Below are 25,609 nucleotides of genomic sequence, written 5' to 3'. Positions count from 1 at the left end.
GGGCGGGGCCGCCTGAGGCGGCCCGCCGCGCAGCGCGAAGGGCAGGGCGGATCAGTAGTAGCCCGCTGGACGCAGCGGCTCGACACCGCCCACCGACTTCATGTAGCTGTTCCAGTCGCCGACCAGGCCGTTGACGATGCTCGGGTTGGAGCCCGCAACGTCGTTGTTCTCCCCGCGGTCGGTCGTCAGGTCGAACAGCTGCCAGTGTCCGTCCAGCGGTCCGTGCGGCGGCTCGGTCCACAGTGCCTTCCACTTGCCGTCCGTGCTGGTCACATAGCCGCGGCCATACGACTCGTCGCCGAACGGGGCCTTGCGAACGGATGCGTTCGTGTTGCCCAGCAGCACCTGCAATAGCGACTGGCCGGTCACGGGATAGACATAGCGGTTGTCGTAGATGACCTTGCCCTTGTTCTGGTCCTCGCCGGTGATCGTGCTGATGTTCGCCGGCGCGGCCTGGGTCGGCAGCTTTGCCTGGCCCGCGTCCAGGAACGTGGCGGTGAGGTCGGTGATGTGCGTGAACGTCACGTACTGCGACTGCGCCGTCGTCTGGCCGGGCATGCGGACGATCAGCGGGGTGCCGACGCCGCCTTCGCCGAAATGGCCCTTGGTCTGGCGCAACGGCGTGGCGCTGACCTCGGCCCAGCGCAGGCCGTACTGCAGGCGCTTGGCCGACTGCAGGCCGTTGTCGGTTCCGAGCGTTGCATACACCGCATCGGCCGCGTTGGCCTCGTCGGTGGCCTTCGGATCGACCGTGGCCGCGGCGATGGGCCAGCCTTCGGCACCGTTGTCGGACTGGAAGACGATCAGCGTGTTGTCGTACTCGCCGATGTCCTTCAGGTGCTGCACCAGCACGCCGATGTTGTAGTCCAGGTTGGACACCATGCCGGCGTATATCTCCATGTAGCGGGCCTGCGCCTTCTTCTCGAGCGAGGTCAGGCTGCTCCACTTCTTCGAGATGCGGCCGGCGCCGTAGTCGACGTAGCCGTCAGCCGGCGAATGCACCGCGCTGATGTACTTGGCCGCACCGGTGCCGTTGTTGGCGGTGGCGGGCGACGACGTCAGCGTCTCGACGTCGCCGGCGTACGCCTGGAAGTCCTGCGGGATGATGCCCAGTTGCTTCTGCTTGGCGATGCGCGCCGCGCGGATGGCCTCGTAGCCGCCGTCGTACTTGCCCTTGTACTGGCTCAGCCAGGGCTCGGGGACCTGCAGCGGCCAGTGCGGCGACGTGTAGGCCGCGTAGGCGAAGAACGGCTTGCCGTCGCCCTTGTTGGCGTCGATGTAGCTGATCAGGCGCTGGGTGTAGAAGTTGGTCGAGTAGAACTCGCCGCCGCCGGTGCCGCCCGGCTGGCCGGGTTGGCCTGGCTGCACGTAGGCGCCGTTCTCGGTGTAGTTCTTCGAATTTGCGGTTTCGTGGGCGAAGTGGTTGCTGGCGGCGCCGCCCATCAGCGCGTAGCTCTTCTCGAAGCCCCACTGATCGGGCGTGTGGCCCGTCGTGCCCAGCGACACCGCGGGATCGGCGAGGTTCGACCCCAGGTGCCACTTGCCGGCCATGTAGGTGTGGTAGCCGGCGTCCTTGAGCAATTGCGCGACCGACAGCGAGCGGTCGTTCAGGTAGCCCTCGTAGCCGGGCAGCCCCCGTCGTTCGTCGTTCGGGGCGCCCATCGTGCCTTCGCCGACCAGGTGGTGGTCGGTGCCCGAGATCAGCATCGAGCGCGTGATGGCGCAGACGGTGCCGGTGTGGTGGTTCGTCAGCAGGCGGCCGCCCGCGGCGAGCGCATCGAGGTTCGGCGTCTCGATCTCGCCGCCGAACGCACCGATGTCGGAATAGCCGAGGTCGTCGGCCATGATGAAGACGATGTTCGGACGCTTGGACAGCGTATTGGGGGTGTTTGTTGTGCCGGTGTTTGTCGTACCGGATGTGTTCGTGGTGCCGGCAGTGCCCGTGGTCTGGAATGCGTTGTCGCTGCTGCCGCCGCAGCCGTGAAGCGCGAAGCTGAGGGTGACGATGGCGAGGGAGGTCTTTCGGAGGCGGTGTCTGTGAAGGGACATCTTGTAGAGGCGTGGCGCGGTTTGTTGAAGCAACCCGCGAGGCTATCGTCGCCCCCTCTTGCAGCGAAGTACGAAAAACTCAGACCTTCATGCGCTTTTTGTATGTTGGCGCTCGACTGGAACCGACTTCGGCTATCGCCGCATGGCTGCCCTTGGACGGACGCTGCGGAGGGCAGGGCCCCTGACTTCCGCGTCGAGAGCCTCCGCAGGAGCACTATGGCTTTTTTGACCTTTTTGATCTATAGAAGTACAATTTCATCAAATAGATCAATCGGAGCTGAACCATGGGAAAAGCCGCTTCTGCCACGCTGCAGGGAGATCTGCTCTCCGTGCAGCCGTACCGCGACGATCGAGGCCAAGGTACTCCCGGTCGCACCTTCCTGCTGGAGGTGAAGGACGCCGCCCTCTCCAGCGTCCTGATGTCCTCGTTGTCGATGCTCGACCGGCTGCTGGTGGAGAAGACGTCAGCCGTGCGCGAACGCCACATGGAGGAGGTCGTCGACTTCATGACGAAGCGCATGCTTGTGCCCAGCACGGTCGAGTTGGACATGGCCCAGCGGCTCGCTACGCGGCACGCGCGCGTCCTCAACGAGTTTGGCTACTTCACGGCCGAGCAACTGGCTGATGCCAACCGATCACAGGCGGGCAACCGCGCCGCGCTGGCCGACAACTGGCGCAAGCGCCGGCAGATTTTTGCCGTGCCGCATCCAGAGAAGACGGCGCGCGAGCGCGACGTCTATCCCGCCTTCCAGTTTGAAGAGCACAAGCCGATCAAGGCGGTGCATGACGTGCTGGAAGCCTTCGGCGCGCACAAGGCGCCGTGGAAGCAGGCACTGTGGTTCACGTCGAACAATGGCTGGCTGCCTGGCAACGCGCGGCCCGTCGATCTGCTGACCACGGACTCGCAGGCTGTCATTGCAGCCGCGAAGCGCGACGCCGAAGGAAGCGCGGCTTGAGTTGCCGCGCACCGGTCCCTCCGCTGGATGCCCTGTTTGATCGGTGGCCTGCAGACCAGCGGATACACGTCATCCACGACACCGCGTTCTCGCCAGAAAGCTTCAATCCCGGCGCGGACGCGGCGGGGCTGCTACGCAAGCCGACACGCTTCGCGCCGATCCGGGACGCGAAGGGCAGGGTAGTGCCCTATCTGTACGGCGGCGCAACGCTCGACTGCGCGATTTTCGAAACCGTTTTCCACGACGTACCGGTCGATGCGGCAGACAAGTTCGTGGATCTGGACTACTTTGCGCAGCGAGGCCATGGCGAACTTGTGCCAAGTCGCGATCTGAGGCTCGTGGACCTGACGAGCGAGGGCTTGCACAGATTGAAGGTGCCGAAGGACGAATTGATCACCAGCCCGGCGCGCGACTATCTCGCGACCGCCAAGTGGGCTGAGGCACTGCACCATCAATTCCCAGACGCGGACGGACTGGTGTGGATGTCGCGCCAGCGCGACCGGGATCGTTCGGTCATGCTGTTCGGCGACCGCGTCAAAGGCGTTCTATCCGGGACTCGCATGGGTGGACCGCTCGCCCGCAACGATACCCTGCGGCAGACCATCCTGGCCGCGGCCTTGCGCGCTGGCATCGACGCGGCCTGAAGACCTCAGCCGCCCTCGTTGCAACGGCCAGATCTCAAGAGCAGAGCGGCAGCCGCAGAGTCACCCCCAGGCTCCCCAACGGAGAAGGCGACGCATAGATGCGCCCGCCGTTGTCGCCCACGATCCGCTCGCACAGATCGACATTGGCGATCGATTCGGCATGGGCCGTATCGTCCCGGCGCGCAGGAGCAGCGCTGAAACAAAGGCCCAGACGCGGCTCTTCGGAGGGCGTCTGGTCCATGAAATTGATGACGGCATATGGGCCATCCGCACGAGCCAGCAACTGCAGCGTGCCGCCCGCCGGCATGATGCGGCAGGCCAGGTCGGCGACTTTCGTCAAGACCTCCTGCATCCCCGAGCGGTCGAGAAACACGGTCAGCGGATCCGACGGGATGCGAAGGTCCACCGCGATGCCCGCCGCTTTCAGCCGGTCGCCCAAGGACTCCGACATCTGGCCCACCATCTCGCGCATGTCGCAGAGATGGCGGGGGCGCGAAACTCGAGCCGTGGTGAGTTCGCCGGCGAGTTGAGGGGCGGACTGCTGGAATGCGGCCAACGGGCGCGCGAGGATCTTCAGAAGTTTGTACATGGCTGCTTGGCGATGCGTTGTGCGATCGCGTTCGGTGGCTTGGTCAGGTCAGGGCCTCGGCAACAGCCGGTCTGGCCGGCAAACCCCAGCCGGCGCATGTTCACGCAGGCGGAGGCCTCAACTTCGGCAGAAGGACCAGATGAATCGGTCAGCCCTTGCCGTTGGACTTGTTGCGCGCGGCGAGCGCAGCGATCAGGCCGTCGATGCCTTTGCTGCTGATCTGCTGCGCGAATTGGGTGCGGTAGGTATCGACCAGCCACACACCGAGCACGTTGATGTTGTAGATCTTCCAACCGCCTGCCTCGCCGGGCGTCTTTTCAAGGCGGTAGTCGAGTTGGATCGGGTCGCCGCTACCTCGGACCTGGGTGCGGATGAGCACTTCGCTGTCGTCTGCAGAGCCGCGGAATGGACGGACGCTGACGGTCTGATCGCTGACCTGGTCGAGCGCACCTGCATAGGTGCGTATCAGCAGCGCCTTGAACTCTTCTTCCAGCCGCTTCTGTTGTTCCGGCGTCGCCTGGCGCCACGCCGGGCCGACCGCCGAAGCCGTCATTCGCTGGAAATTCACGTTCGGCATGACCTTGGAGTCGACCAGCGCCGCGATCTTGTTGATATCGCCGGCCTTGATCGACTTGTTGGCCTTGATGGTCTCGAGCACGTCGCTGGAAAGGCTCTTGACCAGCGCATCCGGGGGCATGTCGGCCGCGTGCGCCGGCCGCACGAGCGCGACCGCCGCACCGACCAACAGCAGGCCAACCAACGCAAAACGCCCGAAGGTGCGGCGTTGAAGAATCTGCTTCATTTGAAATATTCCTGGTTCCACGAGATCAATTGTCCGCTGGATATTAGGTACAAACCCTAGCCGGGTGGAACTACGGTGTTCATAAAACTGAAACAGTCGCGAAAAAGGTCGCTGATCTGGTTCTGGCGAAATGCACCGCCGGTGAGCAGATCAACCTGCGGCCAGGGATGCAGATTCAACAATCAATGGGAAAAGTACCGAATCTCAGACATTCCGGAAGCAAGATGCCGCTTCGAGTGCGGCAGCCCCGCAGCAACTTGAGTTGTATGCCCGAGAGAACACAGACGAGCCGGGAGCGACGGTCCGTGGCCTGCAGATCCAGCGCGAAGTGATCAAGGCCGGCTGGCACGTGATGAGACCATCCGTCATCGCTTTCGAGGTTCCTAGATGCGAACTCTTGGCAGTCCGCTTTTGCCATCCTCGAAACAGAAGACAATGTATATTATGTAAAATGACATGCGCAGCAGGAACAGACATGGCACACGCATAGCGTGCATAGCGTGCACTTAGTCGGTTCGAATGGTTCCCGACGATCCGATCGCCCAGAGGCAACGACCCGCCGCCCCTCTCAATCGCTCAAGGTGTCGCGGATTGCTCAGGCTTCGGCTTTGGCACCGGTGCTGGCGCACTCGTGCCGGGTGACCGGACCCGCTGGCAGATCATGCGGCCAGTTTGCCGGTCCCAGTGGCAGGACCGGTTGGACTTCGGCGCTGGGGTCGGAGGTTCCGCCGAATATGCAAGGCCAACGAAGGCCGCGGCACTGAGAACGAGAAGTTGCTTGAGGTATTTCACGGCGGTCCACTCTTCGTTGTGAATGCTGGCATGGTACTAGGCGATCTGCGACCGCCTGCAATCCAGCCGAGCACTGGGATCCATCCATCGGACGATGTCATCGGGCCTGTACTTCGCGCATGATGGCGGGCCCGAGGAAGGGATCCCAAAGCATGAACACCAAGGCCATTGCGCTGTGCTGGATTGTTGCGGCCATTTCTGCCGGCTTCGCTGGTTGCCACGAGAAGAGCGACGGCGATTCGGCCCGGACGGCACCCTCCGCATCCACCCCCTCCTCCTCCCCTCATAAAGGCGATTCCACGCCCGCAAAGGCTGCCGTCGTCGTACCCAGGACCTACGCGATCGCCCGAGTGGTCAATGCCCAGACTGCCGGCAATACGCCGATGGAAGGCACAACGAAAGCCACGCTGTTCGTCGTGGATACCGGCGGCCCGGCCGCTGCGTCCAAGGCGATCGAACTCGGAACCCTGCCAGTGAGCATGTTCGGGCCGCCTAACGCCATCACCACGCAAGCCTTCACCGTGGATCGGGCGACACGCTCCTACACCTACGACGGGGAAGCCATGGCGGTCTTCGTGAAGGATGGCAAGGTGTTCAAGATCGATCTGCGGTCGGATCTCTCACACGAGCCAGTGCAGATTTCCTCGTTGTCCACCGCCTGCAGACTTTCGTTCGATCTCGAGTCCTTGCGGGTGAGCGCAGACGGACGGGACGCGTGGATCAAGATCGATACGCAAGACGCCAAAGGTTCCTGCGACCTGTCGCCGAATGCCGCCGACCTGGCCGCCAGACGAACGGTGTTCGTGCGATCCACCATGTCGACCACGACGCCGCCACTGGCAGACCTGCCGGGGAAATACGTGGATGCACTCGACGACGGGGCGCTCACGACGCTTGCGTTTGTCCTGTCGACGCCGGAGGGCCTGGAGCTCTTTCGGCCGGACTTCAGTCGTATCGGGAAAGTGGAAGGTGGATCCGCCGTGCGCAGCATTCAGCCGATGGGCTACGACTATTCGACGCTGCAGGCGGGCTACTACCGGGTCGATGGAAAGCTCCGACGCCTGGCATGGACGGCCACGACCGCGACGCTGGCGGAGCCGACCTACGCCTTCACCCGGCCCGATTTCGGGCAGCGCAACCCCACGGGCCATGCCGACAAGGAGGGTTTCTACTTCGGGGATGGCGACAAGCTGATGAAGGTTTCGGGAGCCGGGACGCCATCTACGATTGCGACGGTAGCGGCGCCGCCGATCTACGCGATCTTTGTCTCCGACACCCACCTGGCTTTGTGGCACGCCGATCCCGCGCAGCCGCGGGCGCCGAATGCCGCCAGCGTGATCGGCAAGGACGGCAACGGCGCCTTCACGATTCGCGCGGCGTCGGCTCTGGGCACTTCGTTGAACCGGATGATCTACCGCGCTGGCGCCATCACCCACGCTGTCAAGTTCGACGGCAAGGACGACATCGTCCTGGGCGCGCATCCTGAGCGCGAAGCCGTCGTCTTCCGAAGGGAGCGAGTGGCCGATCGCGCGCCGGTGGGCAGCTATGTCGCCTGCGTCCCGACTGCAGACGCCGACAAGCGATGCAGTAACGGAAAGATCATCCAGACCGACCTCGAGTCGCTGACGCCGATTGAGATCGGCTCGCTCGACCACAGCGGCAGCCATGCCGCGGTTTCGATCCTGTTCGGAACAGGGACGATGGGTGCGCTCTTTCCCGCGGCGCCGTCGATTCCGACTTTCGTGGGCTACCAGGTCATGTTTCCGCGCGCCCAAAGCGGTGCGGCTTCCGCTCTGACGGACCTGTATACGTGGACGCCGGGCACGGCCCGATCGTTGCACCGGCTGACGACGCAGATTCAGTGAGAGGAATGCCCACCGGTGGACGACGTCAGCTCACCGCCCCCAGGCCGATCGGTGCTGGCACCGCATTGACGATGCGCGTGAAGAGCGCGCCGTAGTCCGGCTCCGGGTCGCAGCCCGTGAATGGATCGCGGTTGGCGCTGAAAGCCTCGTCGAGATCGCGCCAATCATCCTGCGTCAGGACCTTTTCGGCCAAAGGCAGGATCTCTCGCTCTTCCAGTGCCATGTGGGCAAGATAGAAATCGACATAGCGTTCGACGGCCTGCTCGAACGCTTGCCTGCGCGCCTCGCCCAGCATCTCGAAGGCCAGCAAGGCATGTTCGACCTCTCGGATCCTTCGCTCTCCGCGAGCGTGATCGTCGTCCAGTCGGTCGAGCAGTTCGCGCGAGACGGGTGTCCTTGCCCGCAGCTTCGGGAAGAGCAACTCGGACTCCTTGCGGTGATGCCGCTTCTCGGGAAATTCGTCCACATAGAACAGCATGGCGCGCAGGGCGGCAAAGTCGGGCAAGGTGCCCTGTCGCCGGTGCTCGGCCAGCAGCAGGAGGATCGAGCGCAGCATGGCCGACAAAGCCGAATGCTCGTCGCGAATGATTCTGGTGGTGGTGTGCGTCATGCAAGTCTCCGGTGGTTGGCAGCCCTAGCCTCGCATCTTGCGCATCGGACAACCTTGCTTTGGATCAAGGAAGCGCGTCGCCGTGCGCCTCATGATCCAATGCGCCCATGGCAAAGCGCAGCGCTGGTCTGCTCATGTACCGCCGCACCGGAGGCTTGCTGGAGGTGCTGCTCGTACATCCTGGCGGGCCGTTCTGGGCCCGTCGGGATGAAGGCGCCTGGTCCCTTCCCAAGGGCGAGTACGCGATCGAATCCGAATGCGCGCTCGACGCGGCAAAACGCGAGTTCGCCGAGGAGACCGGCTTCGCGCCCGGATCGCCTCTCGCGTCCCTGGGCGAAACGCGTCTGCGCAGCGGCAAGATCATTTCAGCCTGGGCATTTCCAGGAGACTGCGACCCTGCGGATATGGTTTCGAACACCATGGATGTCGAATGGCCACCCCGCTCCGGAAAGCTCGTGACCTTTCCCGAAGCCGATCGCGCGGCATGGTTCACGACGGAAGTTGCGCGTCAGCGCATTCACCCCGGGCAGCTTGTCTTCATCGAGCGGCTGGAGGCCCTGGGCGTGTGAGCATGAGCCCGGGAACTCGCGATGCGCCGACAACGCGGCCCTGCCGCACCCCCGACGCACTTTGACGTCGTGTCAGCTCATTGCAGATCTTGAACGGCGCCCTGCCGGCGTTCAGGAACAGATCGCCCGGCTTCAAACACCTGGCGATAGGCGGCGAGATAGCTCGTGACCATTTTTTCCGCCGAATAGTTCGAGACATTCTGCAGCCCGAGGGCACGCATCTCTTCAAAGCGCCCTGCCGCCTGCTCGATGGCATGCGCCATGGCCTCGGGATCGTGAGGGTCCACATAGCAGGCGCCTGGCCCGCCGATCTCGTTCATGGGCGTCAGGTCCGATGTGAACACCGGGCAACCGCAGGCCTGCGCCTCGATCAGCGGCCACCCGAAGCCTTCCTGCAGGGATGGAAACAGCAAGGCCGTGGCCCGGCCGTAGAGCGCGCGCAGTTCCTGATGAGTCACGTCCTGCAAGGCGATGATCCGATCCGCAACGCCATGCTGCGAAGCCAGCCGGGCCAGTTCAGGAGACAGTGGCGGTCCGACCAGGATCAGGTGGCTGACCACCGCACTCGTGGCGGATTCGGCCGCACGCCGCTGAAGCGCAATGAAGGTCTCCACGACCGCCTTGCGGTTCTTGCGCGGCAGGTCCATGCCGACATGGATGAGGTAGCGGTCGTTCGCGAGGAGGCCGAGGCGATCGATCAACTGTTGCGCCTCTCCCGGTCCCAACAGGGAAAAGTTGTCGTTCAAGCCATTGAGCACCGTCGTGACCTGTTGGATGCTCGCAAGTTGCAGACCCAGCAATGCGCGCTGGGTTGCGTTCGAGACGCACGCAATCAGGTCGGCCTTTGCGAGGCCGGAAGCTATGAGGCGCTGGAACACACGTCCGGTCCACCCGACATCCCATCCTTCGACCATCCCCTTCGCGGCCTGGACGGCAATGACGTCATGGCAGGTGATGACGGTCGGCTTGCTTTTCACCCATCTCACGTACATCCCGTTGGAGTGGTCGCAGATGTGCACCACATCTGCCCAACGGGCCTGCATGACGAGGCTGGGGACGAAAAGGACGTATTTGTCGATGTACCCGAGCCACTTCCACAGCCGGGAACTCGGCGCCACCCGTTGCAGGCGCCTTGGCGGCGTGACTACGCGCAACTCGCAGCCATGGCTCGGGAGTTCGCGCTCGAGGACGCGACTGAAAGCCTGCATGCTGGCCTGGGCGTCCGGCACATAGTTGCCTACGAGTAAGACTTTCATCGGGTGATCAGCCCTTTCGTGGCGTCGTCGGGTGAAAAGTGTGTCGACCATGGAGCACACGCGCCAAGGCCGGATGGTTTGTAATACTCCGGCACTACATTCAGCGTCGGAAAGTTGCACCCACGCACGCAATCCTTGGCCTACAGGCGCGCGCGTAGCCGGCAGTTCGTATTCATCCTTCGTTCACCCGGCACGGGGCGTCCATACACAATGAGAACAAAAGAAGACGACTTTGCGAAAGAGATCCCACGAAATGCAATCGAACGACATTTCCGGAATGTCTCCGGATGCCACACCCTGGCCCGTCCGATGGCTGCGCCCACGGGCCTGCGCCGTGGCGGCGTGCGCCCTGCTGGCGATGGGATCCCGGCCCGCCATGGCCCAGTCGACGATCAACCTCGATCTCTACAAGCAGCCAGCATGGGAAGCGGTCATCGGCCCCTTTGCGCTTCACTGGAGCAACTCGGACGAACACACCTACGTCGTGCTGCTCGGCATCGAGCGCGCCGAAGCCGACGGCTGGATCTGGGGTCTCTCGGCCTTCCGGAACTCATTCGGACAGGCGTCCGCCTATGCCTACTACGGCTATCGATGGGACAACCTGTTCGGCAACCCCGCGCTGTATTTCAAGCTCTCGGGCGGCATCATCTATGGCTACAAGGAGCCGTACGAAGACAAGGTGCCCTTCAATCACAACGGCTTCGGCCTGGGCATCATTCCGGCGATCGGCTACCGGCTCACGCCCGTGGATGCGGTGCAGGTCGGCGCGCTCGGAACGGCTGGCCTCATCTTCACCTACAACCGGCGCTTCTGAGCCTCCGCGCGTGCTGCGCACGATGAAGGCAAGCTGAACGGATGCTGATCCGGTCGTTAAGGAGCCCTTCAGTAGCGGCGCCTATCTTGCGCCCATGCCTTCTGAACCCGGTACGTCCGCCCTCCTCGCGCAGGGTGGAACCATGGAGCCGGAACCACCTCCGCAAGGCCTTCTCGCCCTCGTCCAGGCTGCGAACCGCTGGGCTTCCCGTCCACGTTCGCCGCTTCGCATCGTCATCTGGCTGAGCGTCTACCTCGTCCTGGCCGCCAACTGGCCCCTGTGGAGCGAGCTGGCGCGCATTGGCGGGGCGCCCAGCGTGTATCTCCCGACGATTGCATCGGTCGGGCTGCTGATGACTTGCGGGACAGTGGCCTTGTTGTCGCTGACCGCGTGGTCGCGCTGGATGAAGCCTTTGTGGCTTGGCGTCGTATTGCTGGCGGCGGTGGTCCAGTACTACATGCTCAGCTACCGCGTCGTGATCGATCCGACGATGCTCGCGAATGCGCTGCAGTCCGATGCCAGCGACGTGCGAGACCTCCTCAGTTGGCGATTGATCCTCAGCGTCCTGCTGGTGTCCGCCCTGCCAGGCTGGTTCCTCTGGCACGTTCGAACCGCGCGCATCCGCCTTCTTTCGCAGGCCTGGCGCAACGTGACGCTCCTGCTTGCCGCTGCCGCAGCGGCCGCCGGAGGTGCGATGGTGATGAACCGGCAACTGGCACCGCTGATGCGCAACAACGCCCACCTGCGCTACATGATGAATCCGCTGGCCACGCTGTACTCCGCGAGCGCCGTGGTCATCAGGCCGATCTTCGGACACCGGCGCCGATTCATTGCCTTGAACGGCGCCGTGGCGCTCGGTCCCAGCTACGCCACCCAGGAAAGGCCGCCCCTGCTCGTGCTTGTCGTTGGCAAGGGCGCGCGCGCGGATCACTTCGGGCTCAACGGATACGCACGCGACACCACGCCCGCGCTTGCAGCGCGAAAAGCACTGAGCTACCGCGACGTGCGTTCGTGCGGGACCAGCACGCTGGGCTCCGTCCCCTGCATGTTCTCCGGCCTGGGCAAGCAGGCCTTCGAGGCGAGCAGTGATGACCACGACAATCTGCTGGACGTGCTTCAGGCTGCTGGACTGGCCGTCTTCTGGATCGGCAACCAGACCGGCACCTGCAAGGGCGTGTGCGACCGGATCCCGCACGTCTCGGCCTTCGATCGCCTGGACTCCGCCACGCGACGAGCGCGCTGCGACGGCGATGAATGCTTGGACGACGTCATGCTCGACGGACTCGACGCGCGCATCGCCGGCTTGCCGGCAGAGCGGCGCGCCAAGGGTGTCGTCCTCGTCATGCATCAGATCGGAAGCCACGGGCCCGACTACTACAAGCGGTCCTCGCCCGACGCGAAGCGCTTCATGCCCGAATGCAGGACGAACGTACTCGGCCAATGCAGCCACTCGGAGCTGATGAACGGCTACGACAACTCCATCGCCTACACCGATCGCTTTCTTGGCCAGTTGATCGACTGGCTCCAGTTGAAGTCGAAGCAGTTCGACACCGCTCTCCTCTACATCGGCGATCACGGCGAATCGCTGGGCGAGTACGGGCTCTTCCTGCACGGCGTGCCGTACGGCTTCGCGCCTGAAGTGCAGAAGCAGGTGCCCATGGTCACGTGGTTCAACGACGGCATGCTTCTCCGCGCGCGCCTCTCTCCGTCGTGCATGGAAAGCGGTCTCGATGCACCGCTCACTCACGACAACTTCTTCCACACGGTGCTTGGGCTGATGGACGTGCAGACCGCGTCATACAACGCGGGTCTCGACCCGCTGTCGAATTGCCGCGAGCCGCGGCGACCAGGATGAGCAGCATGCAGACCGCCTCGTTCAGGTTTTGGACAGGTCAGCGTCATAGCATCAAAAAATGCTGACGCAGGCGCCTTCTTCAACGCCTCGCCAGGCTCGGCCCCTGGCGGTGCGCAATGCTGCCCCCGCCGCGGCCCATCGCGAAAGTCGAGGTGCCAGCGCCGAGCGGCCGCTGCCCGCCGGCTTGCTGGCGTTTCTGCTGGTGATGCTGGCGGCAGTCTGGTTCGGGTCCCTGTCCACGCGCTCGCTGATCAGTCCGGACGAAGGCCGCTACGCGAGCCTCGCCTGGGAGATGCTGCGCAGCGGCGACTGGGTCACGCCGCGGTTGAACGGGTTGCTCTATTTCGAGAAGCCTCCCCTTCAGTACTGGATCAGCGCCCTCTTCCTTCACCTGTTCGGCCTGAACGTCTTTGCAGCACGCCTGTGGCCCGCGCTGGCCGGCTTTCTCACCGTGCTGAGCGTTGGAGGCGCAGCCTGGCGGCTGTGGGGCAAGGAAGCCGGCATCCGCAGCCTGGCCGTTGCCGCGTCCATGACCTGGGTCTTCGGCAACGCGCACTTCCTGACGCTCGACGCGAGCCTGACCTTGTTTCTCACGGTGGCCTTGTGCGCGGTGCTCATTGCCGAGCATGCTGATGCGACGGTGGTCGAACGCAGGAACTGGATCTGGCTCGCCTGGGCCGCGATGGCCGGCGCGGTGCTCAGCAAGGGTCTCGTGGGCATCCTGATTCCGGGCGCCACGCTGGTGCTGACGTGCGCGTCGCGTCGCGACTTCGGCCTGTGGCGCCGGATGCACTGGGTGTCGGGCGTGTTGATCTTCCTGGTTCTCGCGGCGCCGTGGTTCGTGCTGGTGTCGATGCGCAACCCGGCCTTTGCACAGTTCTTCTTCATTCACGAGCACTTCGCGCGCTACCTGAGCAACGTTCACCAGCGCGAAGGCGCGTGGTGGTACTACCTGCCTTTGCTGCTTGGCGGGATGTTCCCGTGGACCAGCGCGCTGCCATGGCTGTGGACGCGGCGCACGGCTTCGGGCCCATCACAGGCCATCGCGCCGCAGGACATCCTGATCGTCTATGCGGCCTTCGTGCTGCTGTTCTTCAGCGCCAGCGGATCGAAGCTGCCGTCGTACATCCTGCCGGTGTTTCCGGCACTCGCACTGCTTGTCGGGCTCCGGCTCCGGGACGCCAGTCCGCGTGTGCTGCGACGCCATCTGTTGTTCCCGGTCGCAGTCTGGGCGATCGTGCTGGTCGCCTCGACGCAGACTTCACGGATCGCATCGCATTCCACGCCGGCCGAGGTGTTCGCCCAGCTTGGCGGCGGCGCCCGCTGGGGCGCGGTGACCTTCCTTTCGTTCGCGGCCTTCGCCGGGTGGTTGCTGCGGCGGCGCGGTGCCACGCTGGCCATCGCGACGCTGGCGCTTGGCCATGTCTTGAGCATGGCGGTCGTGATGGCAGCGCACAACCCCTTCGGCCAGCTCAAGAGCGCAGCGCCCTTCGTGTCGGCACTGGAGCCGGTGCTGCAAGCCGGTGCGCCCCTCTTCGCAGTCCGCGCCTATGACCAGACGCTGCCCTTCTACCTGCGCCGCGACGTCACATTGGTCGACTACCAGGACGAGTTCGCCATGGGACAGGCCCTGGAGCCGACGCGCTCGATCGCGTCATTCGACGAGTTCGTGGCGCGCTGGAAGGCGCTCCCGCAGGCGGCGGCCTACATGGACTTTCCGAGCTACGGCGAACTGCACGAGCGCGGTATCCCGATGCGTGTCATCTATCAGGACTCACGGCGAGTCGTCGTGTCAAAGCAATGAAGAGCATCGATCTGAGCCCGGCGGCCCTTCTTCCCTTCACCCGTCCATCGATCGACGAGCGCACCATTGCGGAAGTCGCCGAGGTGCTCCGGTCCGGATGGATCACCACCGGCCCGAAGTGCCAGGCGCTCGAGGCCGCACTGTCCAGGCGCTGCGGCGGACGTCCGGTTCGGCTGGTCAACTCCGGCACGGCTTCGCTCGAACTGGCATTGAGACTGTGCGGCATCGGTCCGGGCGACCAGGTGATCACCACGCCGCTGAGCTGGGTCGCGACCGCCAACGTCGTGCTGGCGGTCGGCGCCACGCCGGTGTTCGTCGACGCCGATGCGAAGACCCGCAACATCGACCTCGACCGCATCGAGACGGCCATCACACCGCGTACGCGGGCACTGATACCCGTCGATCTGGCCGGGTTGCCCGTGGACCGCACGCGGCTCAACGAGATCGCCGCGGCGCATGGCCTGCGAGTCATCGAAGACGCAGCGCAATCCTTCGGCTCCCAATGGGGCGGACGCGTCATCGGCAGCTTCGGCGACCTGGTGTCGTTCAGCTTCCATGCCAACAAGAACCTGACCTCGGGCGAAGGCGGCTGCCTGGTGATGAACGACGACGACGAGGCGCGGCGCTTCGAGCTGCTGCGGCTGCAGGGCGTCCAGCGCCTGCCCGGCGGCGGCATGGATGTGGCGGCGTGGGGCGCGAAGGCGAACATGACCGACATCGCTGCGGCGATCGGGCTGGGCCAGTTGCGCAGCATCGATGACTTCAACGCCCGCCGCCGACGGCTCGCGCAGCGCTATTTCGAGCGTTGGGACCGAACGCTGGGTTTCGAGCTCCCGCCGGAGGATGCACAGGGGCACGGCAACTGGCACATGTTCCAGCCGTTGCTGCCACGCGATCTCGCCCCGGCGCGCGGGGACTTCATTGCCGCCATGAAGAACCACGGCATCGGCGTCGGCGTGCACTACCCCGCGATGCACCTGTTCTCGATGTTCCGGGCCATGGGCTACGCCCGCGGCGACTTCCCGGTGGCCGAGGACATCGGCGCACGCACGGTCACGCTGCCGCTCTTTCCGGCCATGACGGACGCCGACGTCGACCGAGTCTGCGACGCCGTGGGCGCGGTGGCGGCTTCATTGCGGAGGGCTTGACCATGACAGTGCTGAAGGCAGTTCCCCATCACGAACCCGAGACCGAATCCCCGCCCGATGCGCCGGCGTTGAGTGTCGTGATTCCGGTCTACAACGAGGAGCAGGGACTGGCGGCCCTGTTCTCGCGCCTCTATCCGGCGCTCGATGCGCTCGGGTTGTCCTATGAGGTGATCTTCGTCAACGACGGAAGCAGGGACCGTTCGGCCGCGCTGCTCGCGGCGCAGTTCGAGCGCCGTCCCGACGTGACCCGGGTGATTCTCTTCAACGGCAACTTCGGCCAGCACCGGGCAATCCTCGCGGGCTTCGAACACTGCCTCGGCGACCGCATCGTCACCCTCGATGCGGACCTGCAGAACCCGCCCGAAGACATCCAGCTGCTGCTGGACGCGATGGACCAGGGGCACGATTGCGTCGGTTCGGTCCGCCGCGATCGGCAGGATTCAACCTGGCGGCGCTGGGCGTCGCGGGTCATGAATCGCCTGCGCTATCGGCTCACCGGCATCGTCATGACCGACCACGGCTCGATGCTGCGCGCCTACAGCCGCAACGTGGTGCAGCTCATCAACCAGTGCAACGAGATGAACACCTTCATCCCGGCGCTGGCGCTGCAGTTCTCGCGCAACCCCGCCGAAGTGGAGGTCGGCCACGAGGTGCGGCACGCCGGCGAATCGAAGTATTCGTTCTACAGCCTGGTGCGCCTCAACTTCGACCTCGTGACAGGCTTCTCGCTGGTGCCGCTGCAGGCTTTCTCGCTGCTCGGGATCGTGGTGTCCCTGCTCTCGGCGCTGCTCTTCGTCGTGCTGGCAACGCGCCGGCTGGTGATGGGGCCCGAGGTGGGCGGCGTCTTCACTCTTTTCGCGCTGCTCTTCCTGCTGGTCGGGCTGGCGCTGTTCGGTATCGGATTGCTGGGCGAGTACGTCGGGCGCATCTACCAGGAAGTGCGCGCGCGACCGCGCTATGTCATCAACGCCGTGCTCGAGCGCAAGCGTCCATGAAGCCCGGCATGCCCACGCGAGCGATCGTCTTCGCCTACCACGACGTCGGCGTTCGCTGCCTCCGTGTGCTGCTCGACGCCGGTGTCGAGGTGCCGCTGGTGGTCACCCATGCCGACGCCGCCGGCGAGAACATCTGGTTCGGTAGCGTGGCCGAGCTCGCGAAGCTGCACGGCCTGCGTTGCGTGTCGCCGGCCGATCCCCACGTGCCGGAACTGCTGGCCGAAGCCAGGGTTGCCGAGCCGGATTTTCTGTTCTCCTTCTACTACCGGCACATGCTCAAGGCGCCGTGGCTGCAGTTGCCGCGCCGCGGTGCCTTCAACATGCACGGCTCTCTGCTGCCGCAGTACCGTGGGCGCGCGCCAGTCAACTGGGCAATCATCGAAGGCGCCACGCGGACCGGCGCCACCCTGCACCGCATGAACGAAAGGCCCGACAACGGCGCCATCGTCGATCAGTGCGCGGTCCCGATCCTCATCGACGACACCGCGCACGAAGTCTTCGGCAAGGTGGTTGTCGCGGCGGAGATCGTGCTGGCGCGCAGCCTGCCGCGACTGCTGGCCGGCACGGCCGAAGAAACCCCTCAGGATCTTTCGCAAGGCCGCTACTTCGGCGGCCGCAAGCCGGAGGACGGCCTGATTCCCGCCGCGGCGAGCGCGCGGCAAATCCACAACCTCGTGCGCGCCCTTGCACCGCCCTACCCCGGAGCCTTCTGCCGGATCAACGGAAAGCGCATCCGGATCGACCGCACCCGGCTCGTCGGGCGGCCGTTGCATGCGCCTGGCACCGGCCTCCGGTGCCTGAGCGAGGCCGGCAGGCTCTGGCTGCTGGCCGCCGACGGCAGCGCGCTCGAAGTGCTGGCCGTGCACGGCGATGCCGGCGTGCCCGACCTTGCGGGCTTTGAAGAATTCCTCGGCGGGCGCTGCGTGCCCCTTGACACCTGAATCACCTCCAATCACCACGGGTTGCCTGCCATGCTCAAAGTCCTCGTCCTCGGTGTCAACGGCTTCATCGGCCACCACCTCACTCGTCACATCCTCGAGACCACCGACTGGCACGTGTACGGAATGGACATGCTGTCCGACCGCGTGCGGCCCTGGCTCGACGATCCGCGCTTTCACTTCTTCGAAGGCGACATGACGATCAACAAGGAGTGGATGGAATACCACGTCAAGAAGTGCGATGTCGTGCTGCCCCTGGTCGCGATCGCGACGCCGGCGACCTATGTGCAGGAGCCGCTGCGGGTCTTCGAGCTCGATTTCGAAGCCAACCTGCCGATCGTCCGGCAGTGCCTCAAGTACAACAAGCGGGTGGTGTTCCCGTCGACCAGCGAGGTCTACGGCATGTGCACGGACGCCGCCTTCGATCCCGAAGTATCGAACCTGGTCTACGGTCCGATCAACAAGCCGCGCTGGATCTACGCTGCCGCCAAGCAGCTGATGGACCGCGTGATTCATGCCTACGGCCAGCAGGATGGCTTGCGCTACACGCTCTTCCGACCCTTCAACTGGATCGGCCCGGGGCTCGACAGCCTGCACACGCCCAAGGAAGGTTCGAGCCGCGTCATCACCCAGTTCCTGGGCCACATCGTGCGGGGCGAGTCGATCCGGCTGGTCGACGGCGGCGGCCAGCAGCGCGCCTTCACCTACGTGGACGACGGCATCGACGCGCTGGTCAAGATCATCGCCAACAAGGACGGCGTGGCCGACTCGAAGATCTACAACATCGGCAATCCCGCCAACAACCATTCCATCCGCGCACTGGCCGAAATGATGGTCCGACTCGCGCGCACGCTGCCCGAGTACCGCGACGCGGCCGAAGCGGTGCGCCTGGTCGACGTCTCGTCGACCGACTACTACGGCCGCGGCTACCAGGACGTGACGCATCGGGTGCCGGACATCAGCTCGACCATGAAAGACCTGGACTGGAAGCCGAGGGTGGGGATGTCGGAAGCACTGGCCAGTCTCTTCGCCTACTACCGGGACGAGGCCGAGGCGGCCGCCGACCTGGCGATCTGAGCCGATGGCCTGCATCGCACTCAAGGTCGATGTCGATACCTTGCGAGGCACCCGCGAAGGCGTGCCCCGGCTGCTGACGGTCCTGCGGCTGGTCGGAGCCCATGCCTCCTTCCTGTTCAGCCTTGGCCCCGACCACACCGGCAGGGCCATCCTGCGGGTGTTTCGTCCCGGCTTTCTGAGCAAGGTCGCGCGGACCTCGGTGCTCGAGCACTACGGCTTGCGCACGCTGATGTACGGAGTTCTTCTGCCGGGCCCCGACATCGGGCGATGCGAGGCCGGCACCCTGCGGGCAGTCCGCGACGCCGGGTTCGAGGTCGGCGTGCACTGCTGGGACCACGTCGAGTGGCAGGATCGGCTCCTGCTGCGCGACCCCGAATGGGCCAGGCGCCAGATGCAACTTGCGGTGGAGCGCCACACCGAGATCTTCGGTTCTCCACCGCGGGTGCATGGAGCAGCCGGGTGGCAATTCAACGCCGCCGCCGCGCAGGCGGAGACCGCGCTGGGGATCAAGCTGGCCTCCGACACGCGCGGCGCGGGGCCCTTCATTCCCGTGGCGGACGACGGTCGCCCCATCGGGCCGCCGCAGTATCCGACCACACTGCCAACGCTCGACGAACTGATCGGCGTCGACGGCATCGATGCGGACAATGTTCATGCCCACCTGCTCTCGCTCACGGTCGACCCCGACCGGGACCACGTCTACACCCTGCATGCCGAACTGGAAGGCATGAAGCTCATGCCGGCCTTCGAACGCCTGCTGCGTGGCTGGCGCGCGCAGGGCCACAGCCTGGTCTCCATTGGGGATCTGGCTTCAGCGACGGAGCCGGCCGAGCTACCGAGGCACCTGCTGGCGCAGGGTGAGGTCGCAGGCCGCTCGGGACGGCTGGCGGTCCAGGGAGCCGCGTGGTCGGATGCCGTACGTCAACCCGAAGTCGTAACCGTGTGAATCTCTGGGCGAGATGTTCGCCCTCTTCCCGACCGTCGATCACCTCCTGCGGACCGCTCGGCCGGCGTGGAAATTGGATGACAAGAGGCCCACGCCAGTGGGAGCATTGTTCGTGCCGTCAACTACACGAGGTGGCGCAATGTCGAAGAACCCCTGTTGCAACCCGATGCGGCTCGGAGCGGCCGTGCCCCTGGCGATGGCCATTGGCCTCGTCCTCATGCTGCCGCCGGTCCTGGCAGAGCCCATCTTCAAATGCGGCAAGACCTACACGAACGTTCCGGCGGGTCAGGGAGCCTCGAAGTCGCTCCCCAAGGGCTGCGTGCTGGTCGATACCGTGGCCCAGCCCAAGGGAAAGGCCGAGACCATTGCGATCGACGGCTCCAGGCAGATTTCCGTGCCGGTCGGGCAGGACGGGCGGTTCTGGATTCGAGGTTCCGTCAACGGCTTTCCGGTGCAGTTCGCGATCGACAAAGCGGCGACCGTTGCTGCCGGCGTCGTCGTCTCCGAAGATTTTGCTGCGCGCGCCAACCTGATTGGCGGCGCACCGGCCCGACTGCAGACGGCCACCGGTGTCGTGGAGGCGCGCCGCATCGAAGGCGTGGCGATGAGCTTCGGCCCCTTCAAGGTGCCGATGTCCACGGTGCTCGTCGCGCCGATCGGGGGCAAGGCGACGGACGCTGTGCTCGGCCAGGAATTGCTTTCGCTCTTCGACATCACCGCCAACGACCGCGAGATGACGATCGCCAGCAAATAACGTGTCGAAGCAATTTGCACCAGAGGGCAATTGCGCTCCTCATCGGTAGCCCGTATGTTTTGGGGAAGTCGCGTGTGGCGGCTGTCTCCTGGAAGGGGCTTCGATGAACTTCATGTCCGGACCCTTGGCTTGGCGGATGGCCGCGGCTGCAACGTCTCTTGCCCTTATCTCCTGCGCGCAGCAGCCGGCAGCGCCAGCGGCTTCGGCTGCCGCGGGCAAACCGGCGCAAGCTGCGAGCCCTGCGCCGGGTCAACGGGCCGCTGCGTCGCCTGCAACGAGTGCGCCGACGGTGGACCCGGGCGTTCTCCAGTCGCTCGATCGCATGGGCGCATTCCTGCGCACTCTGAAGAGCTTCGAGGTTACGTTGAGCTCGACCACCGACGCCGTGCTCGACAACGACCAGCTTGCACAGGTCGGCCGGTCATCCCGGTTGAAAGTACGCCGGCCCAACGGCATCCATGCGGACATGGCCGACGACGGCGGCGACCACAAGCTACTGGTCTACAACGGCAGGACCGCGACCCTTTTCGATCCACAGACCAAGTACTACGCGACGGTGCAGGCCCCGCCCACTCTGAGGGAAGTCGCCACGCTCCTCAATGATCGCTACGGCATCGAGCTGCCGGCCGCGGACCTCTTCGCGTGGGGCACGGACAAGGTCGACACGTCGGGCATCAGGTCTGCGGACTTTCTCGGCGTCGCGCAGGTCGACGGCGTCCTGACCGATCATTTCGCGCTCCGGCAGGACGGTTTCGACTGGCAGATCTGGATCGAGCAAGGGCGCACGCCGGTGCCGCGCAAGCTATTGATCACCACGACCGCCGACCCTGCGAGGCCTCAGCATTCGGTGCTAATGCGCTGGAACCTCGCGCCCAAGTTCGCCGCGAATACCTTCGACTTCAAGCCGCCGGCGGGCAGCCAGCGCATCGTGATCCAGAAGGTCGACGGCACGCTCGACACCCCCGGCAAGTAAGACCATCGCGAGGAGCCACCATGACCCGGCACGCATTCACAGGCAGCGCTTCATCGATCATCACGGGCTGCGTGCTGAGCACGGCGGTCGTGTGCGGCGGCATGGGCTTCGTCAAGGACGCCCAGGCGGACCGTCAGGTTCGAGGCGGCGCACGGACGTCCGTCAACCACAACGTCAACACAAACCGCAACGTGGCCACGAACACGAACGTCAATCGCAACACGAACGTCAATCGCAATGCGAACGTGAACGTCAACCGGAACGTCAACGTCAATGTCAATGGCGGCCGGTATGACGATAACTACCACCCGGTGGCCACGGCGGCGGCGGTGACGGCCGGTGTCGCCATCACCGCCGCCGCCGTGGGTTCGATGGTGCGCACCCTGCCGCCGTCATGCACGGCAGCCGTGGTCAATGGCATCACCTACCAGAATTGCGGCGGTGCGTGGTATCAGCCGCAGTACGCGGGATCGCAGGTGACCTACGTGGTGGTCAATCCGCCCGGCTGATCTCCGTCGCTGCGGCCTCCGGCGCCACAGCCTCTATTTCGGCCACGATGCGGCTCGCCGCGATCTGATCGCCGGTTGCGACGTGCAGTGCAGTGACTTTCCCAGCGATCGGGGCCGAGTGGACGTGCTCCATCTTCATGGCCTCCAGCGTGATGATGGGCTGGCCCGCCTGCACCGTGTCGCCGATGCCGACCATGACCGCGACCACCCGCCCGTTCATCGATGCGCGCAGCTTGCCGTCACCGACCGCCTCGCCCTGGCGCCGGGAAGCCGAGCGCGTCCGGTCTGCCACCCGCACGGGCACGCCGCGGTAGTGCAGCCACAAGGTCGCCCCGTCGCGGTGAAAGCCGGCTTTCTCCTGCACGCCGTCGCAGATGAAGCGGGCAGAGACGTCAGCCAGCTCGACGAGACCGATCGCGAAGCTTTGCCCGGCGATGCTCACGTTGAAGCAACGGTCGCGCGTCACCGTGATGCTGGCATCCGACGTTTGGCCGCCGATGTCGAAGCGCAGCGAGATCGGCAGGCTGTGCGCCAGGCGCCGGGCCGCTGGCTTGTGCCGACGATCACCGCCGGTTTCGTATAGAAGCACCGCCGCAAGGGCTGCCGCGCGGCCCTGCACGACAGGGTCAGCCGCGAGCAGCGCGTGCTCGTGCTGCGCGATGAAGGCCGTGGTCGCGCCGCCTTCGGCAAAGACCGGGTGCTCCAGGCAGCGTCCCAGAAAAGCCTGGTTGGTCGTCACGCCCAGTGCCACGGTGTCTTGCAGGCCCGCAGCCAGCTTGCGGCGCGCCTCGTCGCGCGTGCGGCCGTGGCTGATGACCTTGGCGATCATCGAGTCGTAGAACGGTGGGATGTCGGCGCCCGACTGGAGCGCGTCCTCCACCCGCAGCCCGGTCGGCATCCTCCACAACGCCATGGTCCCGCTCTGCGGCACGAAACCGTCGCCGGCGTCCTCTGCGCACAGCCGCACCTCGATGGCATGTCCGTTGAACTGCACCTGGTCCTGCGTCAGCGGCAGCGGTTCGCCCGCCGCAATGCGCAATTGCAGTTCGACGAGATCCAGCCCGGTGATCGCCTCGGTCACCGGATGCTCGACCTGCAGCCGCGTGTTCATCTCCATGAAATAGAACTTGCCCTCCGCGTCGAGCAGGAATTCCAGCGTGCCCGCGCCTTCGTAGCGGATGGCCTGGACCGCGGCGATTGCGGTCGCGCCCATGCGCGCACGCAGTTCCGTCCCCACCGCCGGCGAAGGCGCTTCCTCGATGAGCTTCTGGTGGCGGCGCTGCACCGAGCAATCGCGCTCGCCGAGATGGATGGCATGGCCGTAGCGGTCGGCGAAGATCTGGATCTCGATGTGGCGCGGCGCCACGATCGCACGCTCCAGGATCATCTCGGGATTGCCGAATGCGCCCTGCGCTTCAGAGCGTGCACTGCGCAGCAGTTCCGCAAACTCGGCCGCCGAAGGAACGAGCCGCATGCCGCGCCCTCCTCCGCCGGCTGCCGCCTTGATCATCACGGGGAAGCCGATGCGCCCGGCCTCGGCTGCCAGGCGTTCCTCACCCTGGTGGTCACCCTGATAGCCGGGAATGCAGGGCACGCCCGCCGCTTGCATCAACGACTTGGCGCCCGCCTTGTGGCCCATCTTGACGATGGCCTCGGGGGACGGACCGATGAAGACCAGCCCGGCGTCCTTGCAGGCCTGGGCGAAGTCGCCGTTCTCGGCGAGGAAGCCATAGCCCGGATGCACCGCATCGGCGCCGGTGAGCCGGGCCGCCTCGATGAGCGCCGGGATGCGCAGGTATGACTGCGCCGGCAACGGCTCGCCGATGCAGACCGCCTGGTCGGCTTCCTGCACATGCCGCGCACGTGCATCGGCCGTCGAATACACGGCCACCGTGCGATAGCCGAGGGCGCGGGCGCTGCGGATGATCCGCAGCGCAATCTCGCCGCGGTTGGCGATGAGGATCTTGTGGAAAGGGCTTGGGTTCATCTGCATCTCGAACGAAGTGCGCGAAGACTCGGGGCGAGTCATGTCACGGCCGAGCGACGGAAAACTGCATCGGCTGAGGCTGGCGCAGCTCCGCTTCCCGGCAGATCGCCAGCACCTTGGCGAGCACGGCCCGGGTGTCGCGCGGATCGATGACGCCGTCGTCCAGCACGCGCGCGCTGGTGGTGAACACGCTCATCTGGCTGTCGAAGCGGTCGATGATGCGGCGCTCCAGTTCGTCGAGCTTGGCCTGGTCGACCTCGCCTTTTCGCTTCATAGCCGCCTCGGTCACGATGGCCATCGTCCTGGCGGCCTGCTCGCCGCCCATCACGGCCGTCTTGGCGTTCGGCCAGGAGAAGCAGAAGCGCGGATGAAAGCCGCGGCCGCACATGCCGTAGTTGCCTGCGCCGAAAGATGCGCCACAGTAGATCGTGATCTGCGGCACCGTCGCATTGGTCACGGCCTGGATCATCTTGGAGCCGTGCTTGATGATGCCGGCCTCCTCGTAGTCCTTGCCGACGATGTAGCCCGTTGTGTTGTTGAGGTAGAGGATTGGCGTCTTCGACTGGCAGCAGGCCTGGATGAAGTGGGTGGCCTTGGTGGCGCCCGCCGGGTCGATGGGACCGTTGTTCGTGACGACGCCGACCGGCAGCCCTTCGATCTTGAAGTGGCCGACCACCGTGGCGCTGCCGTAGTTCTCGCCGAACTCCAGGAATTCGGAGTCGTCGGCGATACGGGCGATCACCTCTTTCATGTCCACCGGGCGCTTGGGGTCCATGGGCATGATGCCCAGGAGTTCCTCGGCGTCGTAGCGAGGCGGCTTGAAGTCGCACATGCGCTCGGGCGGCATGTCGCGGTGCCAGTCGATGTGGGCGAGGATCTCGCGCGCGATGCGGATGGCGTCGCGATCGTCCTCCGCCAGGTAGTCGCCGAGGCCGGAGATCGAGGTGTGCATCACCGCGCCGCCCAGTTCTTCCTCGGTCGCGATTTCGCCGGTGGCGGCCTTGAGCAGCGGCGGCCCCGCGAGAAAGGCCCGCGAGCGGTCCCGCACCATCACGATGTAGTCCGACAGGCCTGTCTGATAGGCGCCCCCAGCCGTGGAGGAACCGTGGGTGACGGTGATCACCGGCAAGCCGGCCGCCGACATGCGTGCCAGATTGCGGAACAGGCTGCCGCCCGTCACGAATTCCTCGACCTTGTAGGTCATGAGGTTGGCGCCCGCGCTTTCGACCAGTTGCACGTAGGGCAACTTGTTCTCGAGCGCCAGTTCCTGCACGCGCAATTGCTTTGGAATACCCATCGGCTGCAAGGCACCGGCATCGATGCCCGAATCCGAAGCGTTCACCATGACGCGCACACCCGACACCCAGCCGATGCCGCTGATGACCCCGCCTCCGGGAACGCTCTTCTCCAGGTCGGGGTTGTCCAGGCCCAGCCCTGCGAGCGAGCAGATCGGCAGGAAAGGCGTGCCCGGGTCGAGCAACAGCGAAAGGCGCTCGCGCGGCAGCAGTTGCCCCCGCTTCTCGAAGCGCTCGCGCGATCTGGCCGAGGTCGCGGCGCTGCGTTCCTCATAGCCGCGCACGCGCTCGATCAAGGCCAGCATGCCCTCGCGGTTCGCCTGGAAGACCTCGCTGGCGGTGGAGATGTTGGATTCGATGGTTGCCATGTGCCGTTGCCTTG

22 protein-coding genes are annotated in these 25,609 nt (G+C 65.2%); 15 read left to right on the top strand and 7 right to left on the bottom strand.

The window, feature by feature from the left end; translation table 11 throughout:
- Nucleotides 1-51: 51 nt before the first annotated feature.
- Nucleotides 52-2,049, bottom strand: coding sequence for an arylsulfatase (locus tag QTH90_RS03565; RefSeq protein ID WP_286663139.1), 1,998 nt, complete (start codon nt 2,047-2,049; stop codon nt 52-54).
- Nucleotides 2,050-2,333: 284 nt separating this feature from the next.
- Between QTH90_RS03565 and QTH90_RS03560 the strand changes: the two genes are divergently transcribed.
- Both QTH90_RS03560 and QTH90_RS03555 read left to right on the top strand, forming a co-directional pair.
- Nucleotides 2,334-3,005 carry a hypothetical protein gene (locus QTH90_RS03560; RefSeq protein WP_286663138.1) on the top strand — a complete coding sequence of 224 codons (672 nt, stop codon included), beginning with the start codon at nt 2,334-2,336 and terminating at the stop codon, nt 3,003-3,005.
- Entirely contained in the window at nt 3,002-3,649 is a 648-nt protein-coding gene (locus QTH90_RS03555) for an RES family NAD+ phosphorylase (protein ID WP_286663137.1), read from the top strand. Before QTH90_RS03560 ends, QTH90_RS03555 begins: the two co-directional genes overlap by 4 nt.
- A 34-nt stretch (nt 3,650-3,683) precedes the next feature.
- On the opposite strand, the gene QTH90_RS03550 is transcribed toward QTH90_RS03555, so the two are convergent.
- On the bottom strand, nt 3,684-4,205 hold the full coding sequence (locus tag QTH90_RS03550) for a histidine kinase (protein ID WP_286663136.1): 522 nt from the start codon (nt 4,203-4,205) through the stop codon (nt 3,684-3,686).
- 181 nt (nt 4,206-4,386) lie between these two features.
- On the bottom strand, nt 4,387-5,040 hold the full coding sequence (locus QTH90_RS03545; RefSeq protein ID WP_286663135.1) for an MlaC/ttg2D family ABC transporter substrate-binding protein: 654 nt from the start codon (nt 5,038-5,040) through the stop codon (nt 4,387-4,389).
- A gap of 944 nt (nt 5,041-5,984) precedes the next feature.
- Here QTH90_RS03545 and QTH90_RS03540 point away from each other — a divergent pair.
- Nucleotides 5,985-7,697: a hypothetical protein gene (locus QTH90_RS03540; protein ID WP_286663134.1), complete on the top strand. Its 1,713-nt coding sequence runs from the start codon at nt 5,985-5,987 to the stop codon at nt 7,695-7,697.
- Nucleotides 7,698-7,722: 25 nt separating this feature from the next.
- Here QTH90_RS03540 and QTH90_RS03535 read toward each other — a convergent pair whose 3' ends face one another.
- Complete coding sequence (locus tag QTH90_RS03535) at nt 7,723-8,307, bottom strand: hemerythrin domain-containing protein (protein ID WP_286663133.1); 585 nt, start codon at nt 8,305-8,307, stop codon at nt 7,723-7,725.
- Nucleotides 8,308-8,414: 107 nt separating this feature from the next.
- On the opposite strand from QTH90_RS03535, the gene QTH90_RS03530 reads away from it, so the two are divergent.
- Nucleotides 8,415-8,876 (top strand): NUDIX hydrolase, encoded by a 462-nt coding sequence (locus QTH90_RS03530; RefSeq protein WP_286663132.1) that lies wholly within the window; start codon nt 8,415-8,417, stop codon nt 8,874-8,876.
- A gap of 77 nt (nt 8,877-8,953) precedes the next feature.
- On the opposite strand, the gene QTH90_RS03525 is transcribed toward QTH90_RS03530, so the two are convergent.
- Nucleotides 8,954-10,252, bottom strand: a complete 1,299-nt coding sequence (locus QTH90_RS03525) for a glycosyltransferase family 4 protein (protein WP_286663131.1) — start codon at nt 10,250-10,252, stop codon at nt 8,954-8,956.
- A gap of 133 nt (nt 10,253-10,385) precedes the next feature.
- Here QTH90_RS03525 and QTH90_RS03520 point away from each other — a divergent pair, with 133 nt between their 5' ends.
- The 11 genes from QTH90_RS03520 (at nt 10,386) to QTH90_RS03470 (ending at nt 21,945) form a co-directional block, all read left to right on the top strand.
- Nucleotides 10,386-10,946 (top strand): hypothetical protein, encoded by a 561-nt coding sequence (locus tag QTH90_RS03520; RefSeq protein WP_286663130.1) that lies wholly within the window; start codon nt 10,386-10,388, stop codon nt 10,944-10,946.
- Nucleotides 10,947-11,088: 142 nt separating this feature from the next.
- Nucleotides 11,089-12,801 carry a phosphoethanolamine transferase gene (locus QTH90_RS03515; protein WP_286663129.1) on the top strand — a complete coding sequence of 571 codons (1,713 nt, stop codon included), beginning with the start codon at nt 11,089-11,091 and terminating at the stop codon, nt 12,799-12,801.
- Between the two features lie 58 nt (nt 12,802-12,859).
- Nucleotides 12,860-14,605 carry a glycosyltransferase family 39 protein gene (locus tag QTH90_RS03510; RefSeq protein WP_286663128.1) on the top strand — a complete coding sequence of 582 codons (1,746 nt, stop codon included), beginning with the start codon at nt 12,860-12,862 and terminating at the stop codon, nt 14,603-14,605.
- Complete coding sequence (locus QTH90_RS03505) at nt 14,602-15,753, top strand: DegT/DnrJ/EryC1/StrS family aminotransferase (protein WP_286663127.1); 1,152 nt, start codon at nt 14,602-14,604, stop codon at nt 15,751-15,753. The genes QTH90_RS03510 and QTH90_RS03505 overlap by 4 nt, the downstream gene beginning before the upstream one ends.
- Before the next feature lie 2 nt (nt 15,754-15,755).
- Nucleotides 15,756-16,748 (top strand): glycosyltransferase, encoded by a 993-nt coding sequence (locus QTH90_RS03500; protein ID WP_286663126.1) that lies wholly within the window; start codon nt 15,756-15,758, stop codon nt 16,746-16,748.
- Nucleotides 16,749-16,756: 8 nt separating this feature from the next.
- Nucleotides 16,757-17,689, top strand: a complete 933-nt coding sequence (locus QTH90_RS03495; RefSeq protein ID WP_286663125.1) for a formyltransferase — start codon at nt 16,757-16,759, stop codon at nt 17,687-17,689.
- A 30-nt stretch (nt 17,690-17,719) separates the two neighbouring features.
- Nucleotides 17,720-18,763, top strand: coding sequence for a bifunctional UDP-4-keto-pentose/UDP-xylose synthase (locus QTH90_RS03490; protein ID WP_286663124.1), 1,044 nt, complete (start codon nt 17,720-17,722; stop codon nt 18,761-18,763).
- Nucleotides 18,764-18,767: 4 nt separating this feature from the next.
- Nucleotides 18,768-19,709 carry a polysaccharide deacetylase family protein gene (locus QTH90_RS03485; protein ID WP_286663123.1) on the top strand — a complete coding sequence of 314 codons (942 nt, stop codon included), beginning with the start codon at nt 18,768-18,770 and terminating at the stop codon, nt 19,707-19,709.
- A 139-nt stretch (nt 19,710-19,848) separates the two neighbouring features.
- The gene (locus QTH90_RS03480) at nt 19,849-20,463 is read left to right on the top strand and encodes a retroviral-like aspartic protease family protein (RefSeq protein ID WP_286663122.1); all 615 of its coding nucleotides are present in this window, start codon (nt 19,849-19,851) and stop codon (nt 20,461-20,463) included.
- Between the two features lie 289 nt (nt 20,464-20,752).
- Nucleotides 20,753-21,436: a DUF2092 domain-containing protein gene (locus QTH90_RS03475; protein WP_286663121.1), complete on the top strand. Its 684-nt coding sequence runs from the start codon at nt 20,753-20,755 to the stop codon at nt 21,434-21,436.
- A 20-nt stretch (nt 21,437-21,456) separates the two neighbouring features.
- Complete coding sequence (locus QTH90_RS03470) at nt 21,457-21,945, top strand: hypothetical protein (RefSeq protein ID WP_286663120.1); 489 nt, start codon at nt 21,457-21,459, stop codon at nt 21,943-21,945.
- Here the strand turns inward: QTH90_RS03470 and QTH90_RS03465 are convergent.
- Both QTH90_RS03465 and QTH90_RS03460 read right to left on the bottom strand, forming a co-directional pair.
- Nucleotides 21,929-23,932 (bottom strand): acetyl-CoA carboxylase biotin carboxylase subunit, encoded by a 2,004-nt coding sequence (locus tag QTH90_RS03465; RefSeq protein ID WP_286663119.1) that lies wholly within the window; start codon nt 23,930-23,932, stop codon nt 21,929-21,931. The two genes, QTH90_RS03470 and QTH90_RS03465, sit on opposite strands and share 17 nt — an antisense overlap.
- 43 nt (nt 23,933-23,975) lie before the next feature.
- Nucleotides 23,976-25,595, bottom strand: coding sequence for an acyl-CoA carboxylase subunit beta (locus QTH90_RS03460; protein ID WP_286663118.1), 1,620 nt, complete (start codon nt 25,593-25,595; stop codon nt 23,976-23,978).
- Nucleotides 25,596-25,609: the final 14 nt, after the last annotated feature.

The sequence above is a fragment of the Variovorax flavidus genome (genome assembly GCF_030317145.1).
GTDB classification, from domain to species: domain Bacteria; phylum Pseudomonadota; class Gammaproteobacteria; order Burkholderiales; family Burkholderiaceae_C; genus Variovorax; species Variovorax flavidus.
This window is presented reverse-complemented; position numbering and strand designations above follow the sequence as displayed.